Genomic DNA, 17,677 nt, shown 5'->3' on the forward strand with positions numbered 1-17,677 from the left:
ACCGTGGCGGAGCGGCGGCTGGTGACGTCAGCGGTGAGGGCCCGTTGCTGGTTGTCGCCTACAGGCTCGCCGTTCCAGCAGAGCTGCGGGATGCTTTCAGCGGGGGCTGAATCGTCCGGGGGGAGCGGCGTGTTACGCATTCACTGCACTTCAGAGGATCTCTTGCGGGTGACGGTCGCTGACCGGCCGGCGCCGTTGCTGGAACTCGGCATGGCCATGCAGATGCTGCAGCGTCGGGACGGGCACCCGGTGTTCAGCCCGTGGCGGCGGCGCGTGGCCCGGTCCCTCCCACGGACGGCACACCCCATGTTGCAGTTGGTCTCCCCGCTGGGTGCCGGGCCGCTGTTCCTGGACCCGCCCAGCGGCGACCTCGAAGAAGGCATGGATCAGATCCTGTCCACGCCCCGTGACCGGGTCCGCGCGGAGTTGCGCCGGATGTGCGCGATCGACCGTCCGCTCACTCCGTGGGTGCGCCACCTCGCCGACCGGGACCGGGACGCCTGGCAGATCCTCGAACTGGCCGTCCATACCGGCCATGCCAGTGTCATCGCCGAGGAGTGGCCCCGTATCCAGGCCGGCTTCCACGCCGAAACCGCCTGGCGTTCCCGCATCCTTGCCCAGCAGGGCCTGCATGCCGCCCTGACGGGGCTGGCACCGTCCGTCCGCTGGCGCGGCATGACCCTGGAAGCGGCCTTCCCCCGCGATCTCGATCTCACGCTGCACGGGCGCGGCATCACCTTGCAGCCGTCCCTGTTCTGGGCCGACCACCTCGTGGCGGCGCCGCACCCCGACGGGCGGCTTCTCCTGATCTACCCGGCCGTCATCCCACTGCCGCTCCGGGACACCTCGACCCCCGCAGACCCGCTGAGCGCCCTGGTCGGCAGTACCCGGGGGCGGGCCCTGCGCCTGCTCGTCCGGGAGCACACCACCACCGACCTCGCCCGTGAACTCGCGGTCAGCCCAGCGGCCGCGTCCATGCAGGCCAAGATCCTCCGCGAAGCCGGACTGATCGTCTCCCGGCGTGACGGCAAGGCCATGTGGCACTGGTGCACAGCCCTCGGCCTGGACCTCCTTGCACACGGGAGGGCATGAGCGCGAACGCCGCCACCGCCTGGTCTCAGTTCAGGCTCGGAATTCACCGCCTCCCGAGCAGCTCGACCTCGGCGAGGGTCCCCTTGCCGTCGGGCACCACCCGGTAGTGCCGGTAGCTGCCCGGCCGGCCGATGCCGAAGACGCGGGTCTGGCGGTCCCAGGCGAAGGCCTCCCCCTCGCGGCGGTCCAGCTGTGTCCACCGCTGCCCGTCGGCGGAGCCCTCCAGCGTCCAGCCGGACGGTGCCCAGGCGCGGTCCGCCGACGTGAGGGTGTACGAGGTGACCCGGGCGGGCCGGGCGAGGTCCACCGGGGCATCGGTCAGGTCGGCCGAGGTGTCGGAGGTGTTGTCGTACAGCGGGCCGCCTTCGGGGCCGGTCAGGTCCCGGGGTGGGGTGGGGACCTTGTCGTCCTTGGTGATCGAGGTGGGCGCCGCGTGCGCGCCGGTACCCCAGGCGGACGGCTCGGGGCCCATGGTGAAGTCCAGGGTGCCGCCGCGGGCCAGGAGGTGGTGCGGCAGGGCGGTGGAATTCCACGGCTTGCCGTCGAGCGTGAGCCGCTGGACGTAGACGTTGCGCGCCGAGTTGTGCGGGGCGTTGATGGTGAGATCCCGCCCGTTCTCCAGATGGACGGTGGCCTTGGTGAACAGCGGGGACCCGACCGCGTATTCACCCTGGCCCATCACCAGCGGATAGAAGCCCAGAGAGCTGAAGACGTACCACGCGGACATTTCGCCGTTGTCCTCGTCCCCCGGATATCCCTGGCCGATCTCACTGCCGAGATAGAGCCGGGACATCGCCTCGCGGACCTTTTCCTGGGTCTTCCAGGGCTGCCCGGCGGAGTCGTACAGGTAGCCGATGTGGTGCGCCGGCTGATTGTTGTGCCCGTACATGCCCATCCGGGTGTCGCGGGCCTCGGTCATTTCGTGGATCACCTGGCCGTAGGAGCCGGCGAATTCCTTGGCCGCGGTCTCCGGGGTGGAGAAGTAGGCGTCCAGCTTCTTGGCCAGGCCCGAGCGGCCGCCGTAGAGGTTGGCCAGCCCGCGGGTGTCCTGGGGCGCGGTGAAGGCGGCGGTCCAGGCGTTGGTCTCGGTGTAGTCGTAGCCCCAGACGCGGGGGTCGAACCGATCCGCGGGCAGTCGCCAGTTGCCGTGGGCGTCCTTGCCCTGGAAGAAGCCGGCCTTCGCGTCGAAGAGCCGGACGTAGTTCTGGGCGCGGCCCAGGAAATACGCCGATTCTTCCTTGTAGCGGGGCTTTTTGGTCTTCTCGTACAGAGCCTGGCCCATACGGGAAATACCGAAGTCGTTGAGATAGCCCTCCAGCGCCCAGGACATTCCCTCGCGGGTGTCGGTGCTGGTATAGCCGAGGAAGGGGGACGTGGTCATGCCCTTGCGGCCGACTCCGGAGTTCGGCGGGGCGACGGTGGCGTTCTTGACGGCCGCGGCGTAGGCCGCCTCGGCGTCGAACGGCACGCCCTTGAGGTAGGCATCGGCGAAGGCCACATCGGAACTCGTACCGGTCATGAGGTCCGCATAACCGGGCGACGACCATCGGGAGATCCAGCCGCCGTCCTTGTACTGCTGCACGAAGCCGTCGACCATTTTCCCGGCCCGTTCCGGGGTGAGCAGCGAATAGGCGGGCCAGGTGGTCCGGTAGGTGTCCCAGAAGCCGTTGTTGACGTAGATCGCACCGTCGACGATCTTCGAACCGGTGTGGGTCGGGGTGTCCTGGCCGGTCTGCGGCGAGAAGGGGCTGGCATAGCGGCTGCGCGAACCGACCGTCTCGGAGCCGGAGTTGGGGTAGAGGTAGAGGCGGTAGAGGTTGGAGTAGAGGGTGGTGAGCTGGTCGCGGCTCGCGCCCTGGACCTCGATCCGGCCCATGAGGTCGTCCCACTGCGCCTGCGCCCGGTCCTGGATCCCGGCGAAGGTGGCGTCGGCGGGGATCTCCCGGGCCAGATTCGCCTTCGCCTGGTCCACGCTGATCAGGGAGGTCGCGATCCGCATGGTCACGGTGCGGTCCGCGCCGGGCCGGAAGCGGAGGTAGCCGGTGACGTCCGGGCCCCCGCCGTTGTCGAGCCTGCCGCCGCCGGTGACCGGCGCGTCGAAGACGCCGTAGACGAAGAGCCGGGTGGCGCCTACGGAGAGCCCGCTCTTGACGTCCGAGAAGCCGGTGACGACGCCGCGCTCGGTGTCCAGGCTCAGGCCGCCCTTGTTGTTGACGTTGTCGAAGATCAGGCTCGCCCGGTCGCCGGGGAAGGTGAAGCGCATCAGCGCGGCGTGATCGGTCGGGGTGATCTCCGTCTTGAGGCCGTTGTCGAAGGTCACGCCGTAGTAGTGCGGCTTCGCGGTCTCGTTGCTGTGGTGGAAGGGCAGCGCCCGGCCGGTGCGCGAGGCGTCCGGGGTGTCGGCCGCGACGGACGGCATGACCTGGAAGGTCTGCCGGTCGCCCATCCACGGACTCGGCTCATGGCTGGCGCTGAAGGCCTGGAGGGTGGGCAGGTTGTCGGCGTTGTTCTTCCGCGCGTATTCGTAGAGCCAGTCGGCGGAGCCCGCGTTGGTCACCGGGGTCCAGAAGGTGAAGCCGTTGGGGACGGCGGTGGCGGGGAAGGTGTTGCCGCGCGAGAAGCTGCCGCTGGAGAGCGTGCCGCGGGTGGTGACGGCGTAGTCGGAGAGGTGGCCGAGCGGTGTGTCCGGGGCGGCCGGACCGAGGGTGATGTCATCGACCCAGCCGCGGAAGGCCGTGGTGGTCCGCGGGGCCCTCGGCGCGTCGTAGGCGACCAGGATGCGGGCGACCGTCCTGCCCGCGGCGACCGCGCCGATCCGCGACTCCCGGTGGTTCCACTGGTTGACGTAGAGCGTCTTGGAGGCGCCCTGCCCCTGCGGGGTCAGCGGTGCGCCGTGCTGGTCGACGGCGGACAGCTCGCTGAGGTAGGTGCCGTCGGTGAAGGCCAGATCGAGGGCCGCATGGGTCGCCGGATAGTCCGCGTCGCTCCGCGCCATCTCCGGAAAGATCTCGTACGAGAGCGACGTGTCCGCGGTGACGGGGATGCTGACATCGAACACCTTGTTGTACGCATAGCCGCGGCCACCGGCGGTGTGGGTGCCGGCGTAGCGCAGCGCGTGGCCGCCGCTGAAGCCGGCGTGCGCTTTGGCGGTCGGGGAGTCGCCGGGGCCGGTGTCGGTGCCGGTGCTCATCCCGGGCGCCGCGGGGGCGGTCTCCTGGGTGACGCCTAAGACCCTGGGCCGTCCGTCGGGCCCGGTCTCGACGGCGTCGTGCCAGTCCGGCTGGGGGTCACCGGCCTCCAAGGACGAGTGGAACTCCGTTGCCACGTGGGGACGTTGGGGCGGTGCGGCCTGGGCTGTACCGGCCGGTCCGGGCCCGGTGACGACGAGCAGAGCGGCCGCCACGAGAGCGGCGGGGCGGGCGATCCCGCGCAGTGGACGGTGCCGGTGTCTGAGCCGCACGCGAGCCCTCTCAACCAGGGTGACATCGTTGTCAGTTGGGTGGCGCCTAGCTAAGCAGAGATAAGTAACGTGCGTAGGGGGCTTTGGTGTCAAGGGTGGCGCCGGGATCGGTGGGTCGGTCGTGCCGGCCGGCGCGCCCGGGGGTGACGACCGGAAAATCCCCCGCATACCGGGGAGGTCTCAACTAGGGAAAGACTGCCGTCCGACCCTGCGTTCGATCTTGCCCCTGCGGCCGGAAGTGGACTATACCTGTCGGCGTCCGACCGGCCGTGCGACACGGCCGTGGATCCGGGGGGAAAGCGGGGGACGGACGACCTTCCCGCACTTCCCTGGCTTCCCGGTGCACATCCCGTACAACTCAGCTTCATCTGACCCGCGGTGCCGGGGTGGCTCCGGTTCACCGCCTGAGTCCTGAAGAAGGCGAGGACTTGAGCATGGGATCCACCTCTGCATTCAACCGTCGCGATCTGGTCAAGCGAGCCGCTGCGCTGGGAATCATCGCCGTACCGGCCATGGGAACGCTCTCGGCGTGTGCCACCGGAGGCGGTGGCGGAAATGACGACAAGGGCGCCAAGAACAAGGGCGCGACCTCGGCGAAGAACCCGCTGGGCGTGAAGAAGGGCGTGGCCCTGGAGGCGTTCATTTTCAAGGGCGGGCTGGGCGACCAGTACGCCAAGGACGCCGAGGCCGATTACGACAAGACCTATGGCGTCACCGTCAAGCACACCGGAACACAGCAGGTCGGGCCGAAGCTGCAGCCGCGCTTCGCCGGCGGAAATCCCCCGGACATCATCGACAACTCCGGGGCCGACCATCTGGACATGAACAAGCTGTCCGCGCAGGGCCAGTTGCAGGATCTGGCGGCGCTGCTCGATGCGCCGTCGCTGGACGATCCGAAGAAGAAGATCCGGGACACGCTCTACCCCAGCACCCTGGAAAAGGGCAAGCACAAGGACGTCTTCGACGTCTTCTACTATGCGTTCACGGTCTATGGCACGTGGTATTCCCACAAGCTGCTGAAGGACAAGGGCTGGGAGTATCCGACCTCTCTCGACGACATGGTCAAGCTCTGCGGCGAGATCAAGAAGGCGGGCGTGGCGCCCTGGACGTACCCGGGCAAGTACCCCTACTACGTCCACTTCAATTTGTTCGCGCAGATCGCCAAGATCGGCGGGCTCGACAAATGGATCGCCATCGACAATCTGGAGCCCAAGGCCTGGACATCGAACGACGCGGTCAAGCAGGTCGTGGAGCACTACGCGGAGCTGGCCGCCAAGGGCTATTTCCTCCAGGGCAGCCAGGGCCTGACCCACATCCAGTCGCAGACCGCCTGGACCCGGGGCAAGGCCGTCTTCCTCCCCAACGGCTCCTGGGTGGAGAACGAGGCGGCGCCGACCACGCCGAAGGACTTCGACATGGCCGTCGGCCCGCTGTTCAACGGCGGCAGCGGCGACAAGATGCCGCACGGCACCCTGCGTGCCGAGCCCAGCGAGCCGTTCATCGTGGCCAAGGACGGGAAGAATCCGGTCGGCGGTATGGAGCTGCTGCGCATTCTGCTGTCGAAGAAGCATGCGCAGAATTTCGCGACAAAGGTCCGGTCGCTCACCACGGTCCAAGGTGCGACCGACGGAATGCAGCTCTCACCGGGGCTCTCCTCGGCCGCCGAGGCCGTCAAGGCGGGCGGCCAGAACCTGCTGATGATCCAGCTGCAGGAGTGGTATCCGAAGCTGACCGACGAGAAACTGGGCGGTCTCACCAGCCAGCTGCTGACCGGTGACATGAAGGCGGCGGAGTGGATCAAAAAGGCCCAGCAGTACGCGGATGAAACCGCCAAGGACGACTCCGTCACCAAGTTCCACCGCGAGACCTGAGCCACCACATACGCCACTTGACGAGGGAGGGCCGGGGAGCGCATGCAACACGGCAAGTACCGATTCATCGTGGGGTTCCTGGCCCTGCCTCTGCTGATCTACGCGATCTTTGTGATCTCGCCGTTCATCCAGGCATTCCAGATCTCGACGACGGAATGGAGCGGCCTGCGCGGCGCCGCCAAGAGCGTCGGTCTGGGCAACTACGACAAGCTTCTGCACAGCGACGAGTTCTGGAACGCGCTGCGGCACAACGTCATCATGCTGGTGCTGGTCCCGATCGCCACCCTGACGCTGGGGCTGTTCTTCGCCTTCATGCTCAATGTCGGCGGCCGGGCCCGCCGCGGCGCGGTCATCACCGGCGTCCGCGGAGCCTCGTTCTACAAATTCGTCTACTTCTTCCCGCAGGTCATCTCGATCACCATCATCTCGGTGATCTGGTTCAACATCTACAACCCGGACCCGCACGACGGCATGCTCAACTCGCTGCTGGGCGCGGTGGGTCTGGACTCGCTGCAGAGTTCCTGGCTGGGCGAACGCGGTATCGCCCTCGCCTGCATCATGGTGGTGATGGTCTGGGCGAACGTCGGCTTCTACGTCGTGCTCTTCTCCGCCGCCATGGCCTCCATTCCGCGGGAGATCTACGAGGCCTCGCTGCTGGACGGCGCCAACCGCATCCACACCTTCTTCCGGATCACCCTTCCGCTGCTGTGGGACACCGTGCAGACCGGCTGGGTGTACATGGGCATCATCGCGATGGACGCCTTCGCCCTGGTGCAGATCATGTCGGTGAACATGGGCGGTCCGGACGGCGCCACCGATGTCGTACCACTCCGGCTCTACCAAACCGCTTTCCGGGACAGCCAGTTCGGCTATGCCGCGGCGATGGGTGTCGCCATGCTCGTCGTCACGCTGTTGTTCGCCGTCCTCACGATGCGCTTTGCGCGCCGTGAGCGGATCGAGTTCTAGGGGCAGGGCGCATGACGACGGAAACCAATGCGGTGGAGAAGCTCTCGGCGGTGCCCGGGCAGCGGTCCGACGGCAGGAAGAGCGCCGGGAAGTCGCGCCGGGGTGCCGAGGGAGGCGTGCTCAACGTCTTCTCGCACGGCATGCTGATCGTGTGGGCGCTGATGGTGGGCATGCCGCTGCTGTGGGTGCTGTGGAGCTCGTTCAAGAGCAGCGGGGACATCCTCACCACGCCCTGGTCGCTGCCGGGCACACTGCACGTCGAGAACTGGGCCAACGCCTGGAACAAGGCGAACATCGGCAAGATGTTCCTCAACACCCTGATCGTGGTGGGTGGTTCGGTCACCGGAACGATGGTGCTCGGCTCCATGGCGGGCTACGTCCTGGCGCGGTTCACGTTCCCGGGCAACCGCGTCATCTACTACCTGTTCGTGGCCGGGATGTCCTTCCCGGTGTTCATGCTGGTCATCCCGCTGTTCTTCGTGATGCGGGACTTCCCCGGGATTCCGCTGCTGGCCACGTACCAGGGCCTGATCGCGGTCTACATCGCCTACTCGCTGCCGTTCACCGTCTTCTTCATGACGTCCTTCTTCCGCACCCTGCCGACGTCGGTGGCGGAGGCGGCGATGATCGACGGGGCCTCGCACGCCAGGACGTTCTTCCAGGTGATGCTGCCGATGGCCAAGCCCGGCCTGATCAGCATCGGGATCTTCAACTTCCTGGGGCAGTGGAATCAGTATCTGCTGCCGATGGTCCTCAACCAGGACGAGGACAAGTACGTGTTGACGCAGGGCCTGGCCAACATCGCGCTGCAGCAGGGATATGAGGGGGACTGGGGCGGGCTGATGGCCGGCATGATGATCGCGATGCTGCCCGTGCTGCTGGTGTACTTCATCTTCCAGCGCCAGGTGCAGGCGGGGCTGACGGCGGGGGCGATCAAGTAGGGGCCCGGCACTCCGTTCGTACCGCCGATTGTTTTGCGCCATCTTGGCGCGTGTCTGTGTGTGCCCTCCCGCGCGCACCCCGGGGCGACTCCGCGGCAACGGAGCCGCCCCGCGGGTTTTCCCGCCGGGGCCGGCCTTCGATCATGCCGGACTCAACGCCTTGACGAGACTTCCCGGCTGGCGTTCTGCTTAGAGTTCACATGTTGAATCGATGGCCGTCCCCCGAATGAGGGGGGTGCGGTCGGGAGGTCGTCGTGCCTCCCCGGCCACCGCTGGGGGAGCCGGCCCGAGACGGGAGTATGAGTCAATGGAGACTCCGGGGTCGCAGTCCTCGCTGCACCGGGCCAATCTGGAGCGGGTCGTGCGCGCGGTGCGCATGGCGGGCTCGCTCACCCAGGCGGAGATCGCCCGGAGCACGGGGCTGTCCGCGGCCACCGTTTCCAACATCGTTCGTGAGTTGAAGGACGGGGGGACCGTTGAGGTGACCCCCACCTCGGCGGGCGGGCGGCGGGCGCGCAGCGTCTCGCTCTCCGGTGACGCGGGCATCGTCGTCGGCGTCGATTTCGGCCACTCCCATCTGCGGGTGGCCATCGGCAACCTCGCCCATCAGGTGCTCGCCGAGCAGGCCGAGCCGATCGATGTGGACGCCTCCGCCGCGGAGGGCTTCGATCGGGCGGAAGAGCTGGTCAACCGGCTGATCGAGGCCACCGGGATCGGCGTCGGCAAGGTCGTCGGCGTCGGGCTGGGTGTGCCCGGGCCGATCGACGTCGAATCCGGGACGCTGGGCTCGACGGCGATCCTGCCGGGCTGGGCGGGGACGAACCCGCGCCAGGAGCTGTCCGGGCGCCTCGGGGTGCCGGTCCACGTCGACAACGACGCCAACCTGGGCGCGCTGGGCGAGCTGGTGTGGGGCGGCGGCCGAGGGGCCTCCGACCTGGCGTACATCAAGGTCGCCAGCGGTGTCGGCGCCGGCCTGGTGATCAGCGGCCAGATCTACCGCGGACCGGGCGGTACGGCGGGCGAGATCGGGCACATCACGCTGGACGAGGCGGGTCCGGTGTGCCGCTGCGGCAACCGCGGCTGCCTGGAGACCTTCACCGCGGCCCGGTACGTCCTCCCGCTGCTGCAACCGAGCCACGGCCCGGATCTGACCATGGCGCGGGTGGTGCAGCTGGCCCGCGAGGGCGACCCCGGCTGCCGGCGGGTGATTGCGGACGTAGGCCGCCATATCGGCAGTGGTGTGGCGAACCTGTGCAATCTGCTCAATCCGAGCAGGGTGGTGCTCGGCGGCGATCTCGCCGACGCCGGTGAGCTGGTGCTCGCGCCGATCCGGGAGTCGGTCTCGCGGTACGCCATTCCCAGCGCGGCACGGCAGTTGGGGATCGTGCCCGGCACGCTCGGCGGCCGTGCCGAGGTGCTGGGCGCGCTCGCGCTGGTGCTGAGCGAGATGGGCGATTCGACCCTGCTGGACGGCGGGCAGCCGGTGGATGCCCCGGCCCTAGCGTGAAAGCGCTGAGTTCACACAGCTAACGCATGGCACCGTTGCCATCTCGTTAAGGATTTACTTCTTGACGGTCGGCTGGGGTCCGAGTTGACTTCCAGCCACCTCGGCCGCACGACGCGGCCACGTCAGGGAGGCAACCTCAATGAACGTATGGACGCGTCGCGTCGTGATAGGTACCGCTGCCGTTTCGATGGCGCTCTCCGTGGCCGCCTGTGGCAAGGCCGGTGACAGCAAGGCCGGCGGCGGTGGCCAGAACAAGACCATCGGTCTGCTCCTGCCGGAGAACAAGACCACGCGTTACGAGACCTTCGACCGCCCGCTGATGGAGGCGAAGATCAAGCAGCTGTGCAGCGACTGCACGGTGCGGTACAACAACGCGGCGCAGGACACCGAGACCCAGAAGAAGCAGTTCGACGCGCTGATCACCCAGGGCGTGAAGGTGATCATTCTGGACTCGGTCGACTACAAGGCCACCAGGTCCTGGGTGAACCAGGCCGCCAAGAAGGGCGTGAAGGTCGTCGCCTACGACCGGCTGGCCGAGGGCAACATCTCCGCCTACGTGTCCTACGACAACGAGAAGATCGGCCGCCTGCAGGGCCAGGCGCTGGTCAAGGCGCTCGGCGACAAGGCCAAGGACAGCAATGTCGTCATGATCAACGGCTCGCCGACCGACCCGAACATGCCGTTCTTCAAGAAGGGCGCCCACAGCGTCCTCGACAAGCAGGTCAAGAAGATCGCGTACGAGCAGGACATTCCGGACTGGTCGCCGGACGAGGCGAACAAGAAGATGAGCGCGGCCCTCGACTCGCTCGGCAAGGACGGCTTCCAGGGCGTCTACTCCGGTAACGACGGCATGGCCGGCGGCATCATCACCGCGCTCAAGCAGAAGGGCGTCAAGGTCCCGGTCGGCGGTCAGGACGCCGAGCTCGCGGGTCTGCAGCGGGTCCTCAAGGGCGACCAGGCGTTCACGATCTACAAGCAGATCAAGCCGCAGGCCGACTCCACCGCCGAGATCGCCGTCAAGCTGCTCAAGGGCGAGAAGATCGACTCCCTGACGCCCACCAAGGTCGACAGCCTCAGCGGCGAGGTCAAGGGCATCCCCGCGAAGCTCTACGACGCGCAGATCGTGACCAAGGACAACATCGAGTCCACGATCATCAAGGACAAGGTCTACAAGGCGAGCCAGATCTGCACCGGCGACGTCAAGAAGGCCTGCGCGGCAGCCGGCATCAAGTAAGGCCCCGGGCCACCGGCCCCGGCACTCCCGCCGCGGCCCCACCGGCCCCGGCACTCCACGGCCCGGCGCCCAGGCGCCAGGCACCCCCGGTCGGGCGGGGCCGCGGCACCGCCCGCGGTTCCCGTCCCGACCGGGTCTCCGTCCCGAGCCGGTCCGGATCCGTTGTTCCTCTCTCCCCACCGGTCCGCACTTCGTCCGGTCCCCACTGCGACCCGGTCCGTCCCCGCCCCGCGATGCCCCCTTTCCCGGCGCGGACCCGGACCGTTCCCCGCAAGCCCCCCGCTCCACGCACCACCATCCCCGCCGTTGTGACGGCGGCGAAGGAGATGATTCACGTGTCCGCTACGCCTGTGCTGGCGTTGCGCGGAATCTCCAAGCGGTTCGGCGCCGTCCAAGCACTCACGGACGTCACCCTGGAGATCCACCCCGGTGAGGTGGTCGCCCTCGTCGGCGACAACGGCGCCGGCAAGTCCACGCTCGTCAAGACCATTTCGGGCGTCCACCCGGTCGACGACGGCGCCATCGAATGGGAGGGCGGCGCGGTACGCATCAACAAGCCGCACGACGCCCAGGACCTCGGCGTCGCCACCGTCTACCAGGACCTCGCGCTCTGCGACAACCTCGATGTCGTCGCCAATCTCTTCCTCGGCAACGAGACCCGCACCGCCGGTGTCCTCGACGAGATCGCGATGGAGAAGCGCGCCAAGGAGCTGCTGGACACCCTGTCCATCCGCATCCCCAGCGTCCGCATCCCGGTCGCCGCGCTCTCCGGCGGTCAGCGGCAGGTCGTCGCGATCGCCCGGGCGCTGATCGGCGACCCGAAGGTCGTCATCCTCGACGAGCCCACCGCCGCCCTCGGTGTCGAGCAGACCGCGCAGGTCCTCGACCTCGTCGAGCGGCTGCGGGAGCGCGGCCTGGGCGTCATCCTCATCAGCCACAACATGGCGGATGTGCAGGCCGTCGCGGACCGGGTCGCGGTGCTGCGGCTGGGCCGCAACAACGGTGTCTTCGATGTCGAGGGCACCTCCCACGAAGAGATCATCGCCGCCATCACCGGCGCGTCGGACAACGCCGTGACCCGCCGTAAGGCGCGTACGGACCAGGTGAAGAAGGAGGCCGGGGCGTGAGCGAGGGCAGCGAGCGAACCATGGAGAGGTGCGTGCCTCGCGAATGCGGGGCCGAGCGGAGCGAGGTTTCGGCATGAGTGACCTCACCAAGCAGCCGGCGGACGACGCGACGAAGGACGCACCCCTCGCGGCGGACGCCCCCCAGCCGGCCGCCGTCGACCCCCGTCTGCTCGTCCGTGAGCAGGGTTTCGCCGGCTACCTCAGCGACTTCAAGCGCCGGGTGCGCGGCGGTGAGCTGGGCTCGCTGCCGGTCGTCATCGGCCTGATCGTCATCGCGATCGTCTTCCAGTTCAAGAACAGCAGCTTCCTGTCCGCGGACAGCCTCGCGAACATCGGTGTCTACACCTCCGGCCTCGGCATCATGGCCGTCGGCATCGTCTTCGTGCTGCTGCTCGGCGAGATCGACCTGTCGGTCGGCTCGGTGGCGGGTGTCGGCGCGGCCGTGTGGGCCGTCCTCAGCGTCACCAAGGGCGTCAACGACTGGCTCGCGGTCCTGATCGCCATCGTCGCGGGACTGGCCATCGGCGCCCTGCACGGGTTCTTTTTCGCCAAAATCGGTGTGCCGGCCTTCGTCGTCACGCTGGCCGGCTTCCTCGGCTGGAGCGGCCTGCAGATCTGGATGATGGGCAACGAGGGCTCCATCAACACGCCGGCCGGCAGCCTGGTGGAGAACCTCACCGGCTACTACTTCGAGGACAAGGCCGCCGGCTACGGCCTGGCGCTGATCGCCGTCCTCGCCTACGCGGGCTCGCTGCTGCTGGAGAGCCGCCGACGCAAGGCCGCTGACCTGCCGTCCCGGCCGCTCAGCGAGATCCTGCTGCGGACCGGCGTGGTCGCGCTGATCGCCTTCGTGGTCGCCTACGTCCTGAACGAGCCGGCCGGCGCCCGCGGTCTGCCGCTGGCCCTGGTGCTGTTCCTCGCGGTGCTGGTCCTCGCCGACTTCGTGGTGCGCCGCACCACCTACGGCCGGCAGATCTTCGCGGTCGGCGGCAACGCCGAGGCGGCCCGCCGGGCCGGTATCAATGTGAACAAGATCCGGATCAGCGTCTTCGCGATCTCGGGCATGCTCGCCGCCTTCGGCGGACTGTTCATCGCCAGCCTCTCCGGCGGTGCCACCAAGAACCTGGGCTCCGGCAACACCCTGATGAACGTCATCGCGGCGGCCGTCATCGGTGGCACCAGCCTCTTCGGCGGCCGCGGCAAGATCTGGTCCGCGCTGCTGGGCATGCTGGTCATCCAGTCGATCCAGCAGGGCCTGAACCTGCTCGGCATGGCGAGTGAGATCCAGTACATGATCACCGGCGCGGTGCTGCTCGCCGCCGTCGTGATCGACTCGGTCTCCCGGCGGACGCAGAAGACAGCCGGCCGGACCTGATCGCACCGGTCGTCGTTCGACGGCAGCGGCCCCCACCGGGCATGATCCGGTGGGGGCCGGTCCGTGCGCGCCGGCGGGGGGAAACGGTGTGCCGGAGCCCGAGTCACCCGAGTGACATACATCGCAAGGCCCGGGCGTGCCCGCGGCGGACGCAACATTAGACTCATCTGATCGGCAAGCTCGATCCACGGCAGCAAGCAGCAAGGAGGCAGGGGTGCAGGAGGTGCCGCGCAAAGCGAGTCCGGCCGGGGTGGTGGCTGGCAACGGGAGGGCGTTGCTGTCCCGTATCAGGGGACCGCGCGATCTGGACCGACTGGACCCGGAGCAGCTGGAGCAGCTGGCGGGGGAGATCCGTACCTTCCTTGTCGACGAGGTGTCCAAGACCGGCGGACACCTCGGCCCGAACCTCGGTGTGGTCGAGCTGACCATCGCCCTGCACCGTGTCTTCGACTCGCCCAAGGACAAGGTGCTCTTCGACACCGGGCACCAGTCCTACGTCCACAAACTTCTCACCGGCCGTCAGGACTTCACCAAGCTGAAGGCGAAGGGCGGCCTGTCCGGGTACCCCTCCCGCGCCGAGTCCGCGCACGACGTCATCGAGAACAGCCACGCCTCCACGGTGCTGGGCTGGGCCGAGGGCATCGCGAAGGCCAACGAGGTCCGTGGTTCGAGCAATCGGGTCGCCGCGGTCATCGGCGACGGCGCGCTGACCGGCGGTATGGCCTGGGAGGCGCTCAACAACATCGCCGCTGCCAAGGACCGCCCGCTCGTCATCGTCGTCAACGACAACGAGCGCTCCTACGCCCCGACCATCGGCGGCCTCGCCAACCACCTGGCCACGCTGCGCACCACGGACGGCTACGAGCGCTTCCTGGCCCGTGGCAAGGACCTGCTGGAGCGCACCCCCGTCCTGGGCAAGCCGCTGTACGAGACCCTGCACGGCGCCAAGAAGGGGCTGAAGGACTTCATCGCCCCGCAGGGCATGTTCGAGGACCTGGGCCTGAAGTACGTCGGCCCGATCGACGGCCATGACATCGAGGCGCTGGAGTCCGCCCTGACGCGTGCCAAGCGCTTCGGCGGTCCGGTCATCGTCCACTGCCTCACCGAAAAGGGCCGCGGCTACCAGCCCGCCCTCCAGGACGAGGCGGACCGCTTCCACGCCGTCGGCAAGATCCACCCCGACACCGGCCTGCCGCTCTCCTCGGGCGGCAAGGACTGGACGTCCGTCTTCGGTGACGAGATGGTCGAGCTCGGCAAGGAGCGGGACGACATCGTCGCCATCACGGCGGCCATGCTCCAGCCGGTCGGACTGGACAAGTTCGCCAAGGCCTTCCCCGACCGGGTCTACGACGTCGGCATCGCCGAGCAGCACGCGGCGGTCTCCGCCGCCGGGATGGCCACCGGCGGCCTGCACCCGGTCTTCGCCGTCTACGCCACCTTCCTCAACCGCGCCTTCGACCAGGTGCTGATGGACGTGGCGCTGCACAAGTGCGGGGTCACCTTCGTGCTGGACCGGGCCGGCGTCACCGGCACCGACGGCGCCTCGCACAACGGCATGTGGGACATGTCGATCCTGCAGGTCGTCCCGGGGCTGCGGATCGCCGCGCCGCGCGACGCCGACCAGGTCCGCGCCCAGCTGCGCGAGGCCGTCGAGGTCGATGACGCGCCCACCGTCGTGCGGTACTCCAAGGGTGCGGTCGGGCCGGCCGTCGAGGCCATCGGGCGCATCGGCGGGATGGACGTGCTGCGCGAGCCGGCCGAGGGTGTCAAGCAGCCCGACGTCCTGCTGGTGTCCGTCGGTGCGCTCGCCCCGATGTGCCTGGAGATTGCCGACCTTCTCGACAAGCAGGGCATCTCCACCACCGTCGTCGACCCGCGCTGGGTCAAGCCGGTCGATCCGGCGCTGCCCGGGCTCGCCGCCACCCACCGGGTCGTGGTCACCGTCGAGGACAACATCCGCTCCGGCGGCGTCGGTTCGGCCGTCGCCCAGTCGCTGCGGGACGCCGGTGTGGACCTGCCGCTGCGTGACTTCGGCATCCCCGAGCGGTTCCTCGACCACGCCTCCCGCAAGGAGGTCCTGGCGGAGATCGGGCTCACCGCGCCGGACATCGCACGCCAGGTGACCGGCCTGGTCTCCAAGATCGACGGCCGGTACGACGACGCCGAGCCGGTCGGCGCCCAGGGCGCGGCCGAGCCCGCCGAGGTCGCCCGCGACTGACGCCGCAGACGGCACCGATGGGCCGGCCGGGCATCCGTACGGATGTGCCGCCCGGCCCATCGGCATCAGCGCAGCCGCACCCCATCGGGTGAATCCCCACCGCCCGGCGCCCCGCCGAAGCTGACTGTTTCCCGGCATTGCGGAGACTCGGTCAGTTCAGGAGAGTTGCGAGGGTCGTCCAGGCGGAGGTTCGCCCATGAGCACACAGCACGGCACACCACATGATTCACGCCGCGATCGCGGCCTGTTCAGGACGAAGACTGTGGAGCAGTCGATCCTGGACACCGAGGAGCCGGAGCACACGCTCAAAAAGTCCCTGTCGGCGCTCGATCTGACCGTGTTCGGGGTCGGTGTCGTCATCGGCACCGGCATCTTCGTCCTCACCGGAAAGGTTGCCAAGGAGCAGGCCGGGCCGGCCGTCGCGCTGTCCTTCGTCGTGGCGGGCGTGGTCTGTGCGCTGGCGGCGCTGTGCTATGCGGAGTTCGCCTCCACCGTGCCGGTCGCCGGTTCGGCCTACACCTTCTCGTACGCCTCCCTGGGCGAACTTCCGGCCTGGATCATCGGCTGGGACCTGATCCTGGAGCTCGCCCTGGGCTGTGCGGTGGTCGCGGTCGGCTGGTCGGGCTATGTGCGCGAGCTGATGGACGGCGCGGGGTGGCATCTGCCGCCGATGCTGTCCGGTACGCACGAGGGGCACTTCGGCTTCGACCTGCTCGCCTGCATCCTCGTGCTGGTCCTGACCGGCATCCTGGTGCTCGGGATGAAGCTGTCCTCGCGGGTGACGGCGGTGGTCGTGGGGATCAAGGTCACCGTCGTCCTGCTGGTCATCATCGCCGGCGTCTTCATGATCACCGGCGCCAACTACGAGCCGTTCGTCCCGCCCAGCAAGCCCAACGCGGGCGGGGGCGGGCTGGCCGCGCCGCTGGCGCAGCTGATGTTCGGCTTCACCCCGGCCAGCTTCGGGGTCATGGGCATCTTCGCCGCGGCCGCCGTGGTCTTCTTCGCCTTCATCGGCTTCGACATCGTTGCCACCGCCGCCGAGGAGACCCGCAACCCGCAGCGCGATGTGCCGCGCGGCATCCTCGGCTCGCTCGCCCTCTGCACGGTCCTCTACGTGGCCGTGTCGGTCGTCGTCACCGGCATGGAGAAATACAGCAGACTCTCCACCGATGCCCCGCTGGCGGATGCCTTCAAGGACCTCGGGTACCCCTTCTTCGCGGACGTGATCAGCTTCGGCGCCGCCGTCGGCCTGACGTCGGTCTGCCTGATCCTGCTGCTCGGCCAGAGCCGGGTGTTCTTCGCGATGAGCCGGGACGGGCTGCTGCCCCGGGTCTTCTCCCGGGCCCACCCGCGGTACGGGACCCCCTACCGGTCCACCATCGCACTGGGCGTCGTCGTCGCCGTCGTCTCCGGCTTCACCTCGATCGACGTCCTCGCCGAACTGGTCAACATCGGCACCCTGTTCGCGTTCGTCGTGGTCGCGCTCGGCGTCATCATCCTGCGCCGTTCCCGGCCCGACCTGCCCCGCTCCTTCCGCACCCCGTGGGTGCCGGTGGTGCCGCTGCTGTCCGTCCTGGCCTCGGTGTGGCTGATGCTCAATCTGCCCGCGGAGACCTGGGTCCGGTTCGCGATCTGGATGGCGGCCGGCTTCGTCATCTACTTCCTGTACGGGCGCGCGCACAGCCGCCTGGGCATCCGCAACCGCCGGCCCACCGGGGACTGACCCCCGGTCAGCCGCTCCTGCGCCCGGCCCCGTACGCCGCTCCGACGGTGTACGGGGCCGCGCCGTGCCCGGGGGCACCTCCCAGCGGTGGCGGGGGAGCGTCGCGGCCCCGGGCCGATCCGGAAGGCACGCGCTACGCCCCGCCGCGCCCCGGCCCCCACAC

11 protein-coding genes are annotated in these 17,677 nt (G+C 68.6%); 10 read left to right on the forward strand and 1 reads right to left on the reverse strand.

Annotation, left to right across the window (positions count from 1 at the left end):
- Positions 1-168 precede the first annotated feature (168 nt).
- Positions 169-1,092, forward strand: a complete 924-nt coding sequence (locus tag EST92_RS16350; protein ID WP_161981744.1) for an ArsR family transcriptional regulator — start codon at positions 169-171, stop codon at positions 1,090-1,092.
- 43 nt (positions 1,093-1,135) lie between these two features.
- Here EST92_RS16350 and EST92_RS16355 read toward each other — a convergent pair whose 3' ends face one another.
- Positions 1,136-4,552 carry a GH92 family glycosyl hydrolase gene (locus EST92_RS16355; RefSeq protein WP_129281668.1) on the reverse strand — a complete coding sequence of 1,139 codons (3,417 nt, stop codon included), beginning with the start codon at positions 4,550-4,552 and terminating at the stop codon, positions 1,136-1,138.
- 434 nt (positions 4,553-4,986) lie between these two features.
- Between EST92_RS16355 and ngcE the strand changes: the two genes are divergently transcribed.
- From ngcE to EST92_RS16400, 9 genes are all read left to right on the forward strand, one after another.
- Positions 4,987-6,423 carry an N-acetylglucosamine/diacetylchitobiose ABC transporter substrate-binding protein gene (gene ngcE, locus EST92_RS16360; RefSeq protein ID WP_129281669.1) on the forward strand — a complete coding sequence of 479 codons (1,437 nt, stop codon included), beginning with the start codon at positions 4,987-4,989 and terminating at the stop codon, positions 6,421-6,423.
- 42 nt (positions 6,424-6,465) lie between these two features.
- A complete protein-coding gene (locus EST92_RS16365; RefSeq protein WP_129281670.1) occupies positions 6,466-7,389 on the forward strand; it encodes a sugar ABC transporter permease in 924 nt (307 codons plus the stop codon).
- An 11-nt stretch (positions 7,390-7,400) separates the two neighbouring features.
- Positions 7,401-8,330: a carbohydrate ABC transporter permease gene (locus EST92_RS16370; protein ID WP_254068850.1), complete on the forward strand. Its 930-nt coding sequence runs from the start codon at positions 7,401-7,403 to the stop codon at positions 8,328-8,330.
- A 307-nt stretch (positions 8,331-8,637) separates the two neighbouring features.
- The gene (locus EST92_RS16375; protein ID WP_129281671.1) at positions 8,638-9,837 is read left to right on the forward strand and encodes an ROK family transcriptional regulator; all 1,200 of its coding nucleotides are present in this window, start codon (positions 8,638-8,640) and stop codon (positions 9,835-9,837) included.
- A gap of 139 nt (positions 9,838-9,976) precedes the next feature.
- Positions 9,977-11,071 carry a substrate-binding domain-containing protein gene (locus tag EST92_RS16380; protein WP_254068851.1) on the forward strand — a complete coding sequence of 365 codons (1,095 nt, stop codon included), beginning with the start codon at positions 9,977-9,979 and terminating at the stop codon, positions 11,069-11,071.
- 326 nt (positions 11,072-11,397) lie between these two features.
- Entirely contained in the window at positions 11,398-12,198 is an 801-nt protein-coding gene (locus EST92_RS16385; RefSeq protein WP_129248128.1) for an ATP-binding cassette domain-containing protein, read from the forward strand.
- A 73-nt stretch (positions 12,199-12,271) separates the two neighbouring features.
- The gene (locus EST92_RS16390) at positions 12,272-13,573 is read left to right on the forward strand and encodes a sugar ABC transporter permease (protein WP_129281672.1); all 1,302 of its coding nucleotides are present in this window, start codon (positions 12,272-12,274) and stop codon (positions 13,571-13,573) included.
- Between the two features lie 214 nt (positions 13,574-13,787).
- On the forward strand, positions 13,788-15,791 hold the full coding sequence (dxs, locus tag EST92_RS16395; protein ID WP_129281673.1) for a 1-deoxy-D-xylulose-5-phosphate synthase: 2,004 nt from the start codon (positions 13,788-13,790) through the stop codon (positions 15,789-15,791).
- A gap of 196 nt (positions 15,792-15,987) precedes the next feature.
- Entirely contained in the window at positions 15,988-17,514 is a 1,527-nt protein-coding gene (locus EST92_RS16400) for an amino acid permease (protein WP_129281674.1), read from the forward strand.
- Positions 17,515-17,677: the final 163 nt, after the last annotated feature.

This window comes from Streptomyces sp. TM32 (assembly GCF_004122755.1).
GTDB classification, from domain to species: Bacteria; Actinomycetota; Actinomycetes; order Streptomycetales; family Streptomycetaceae; genus Streptomyces; species Streptomyces sioyaensis.

Bases quoted from the DNA above. Each gene is read 5' to 3' on its own strand.
- ngcE (WP_129281669.1), top strand. From the start codon at position 4,987: ATGGGATCCACCTCTGCATTCAACCGTCGCGATCTGGTCAAGCGAGCC.
- EST92_RS16375 (WP_129281671.1), top strand. From the start codon at position 8,638: ATGGAGACTCCGGGGTCGCAGTCCTCGCTGCACCGGGCCAATCTGGAG.
- EST92_RS16390 (WP_129281672.1), top strand. From the start codon at position 12,272: ATGAGTGACCTCACCAAGCAGCCGGCGGACGACGCGACGAAGGACGCA.
- EST92_RS16380 (WP_254068851.1), top strand. From the start codon at position 9,977: ATGAACGTATGGACGCGTCGCGTCGTGATAGGTACCGCTGCCGTTTCG.
- EST92_RS16370 (WP_254068850.1), top strand. From the start codon at position 7,401: ATGACGACGGAAACCAATGCGGTGGAGAAGCTCTCGGCGGTGCCCGGG.
- EST92_RS16400 (WP_129281674.1), top strand. From the start codon at position 15,988: ATGAGCACACAGCACGGCACACCACATGATTCACGCCGCGATCGCGGC.
- EST92_RS16365 (WP_129281670.1), top strand. From the start codon at position 6,466: ATGCAACACGGCAAGTACCGATTCATCGTGGGGTTCCTGGCCCTGCCT.
- EST92_RS16385 (WP_129248128.1), top strand. From the start codon at position 11,398: ATGATTCACGTGTCCGCTACGCCTGTGCTGGCGTTGCGCGGAATCTCC.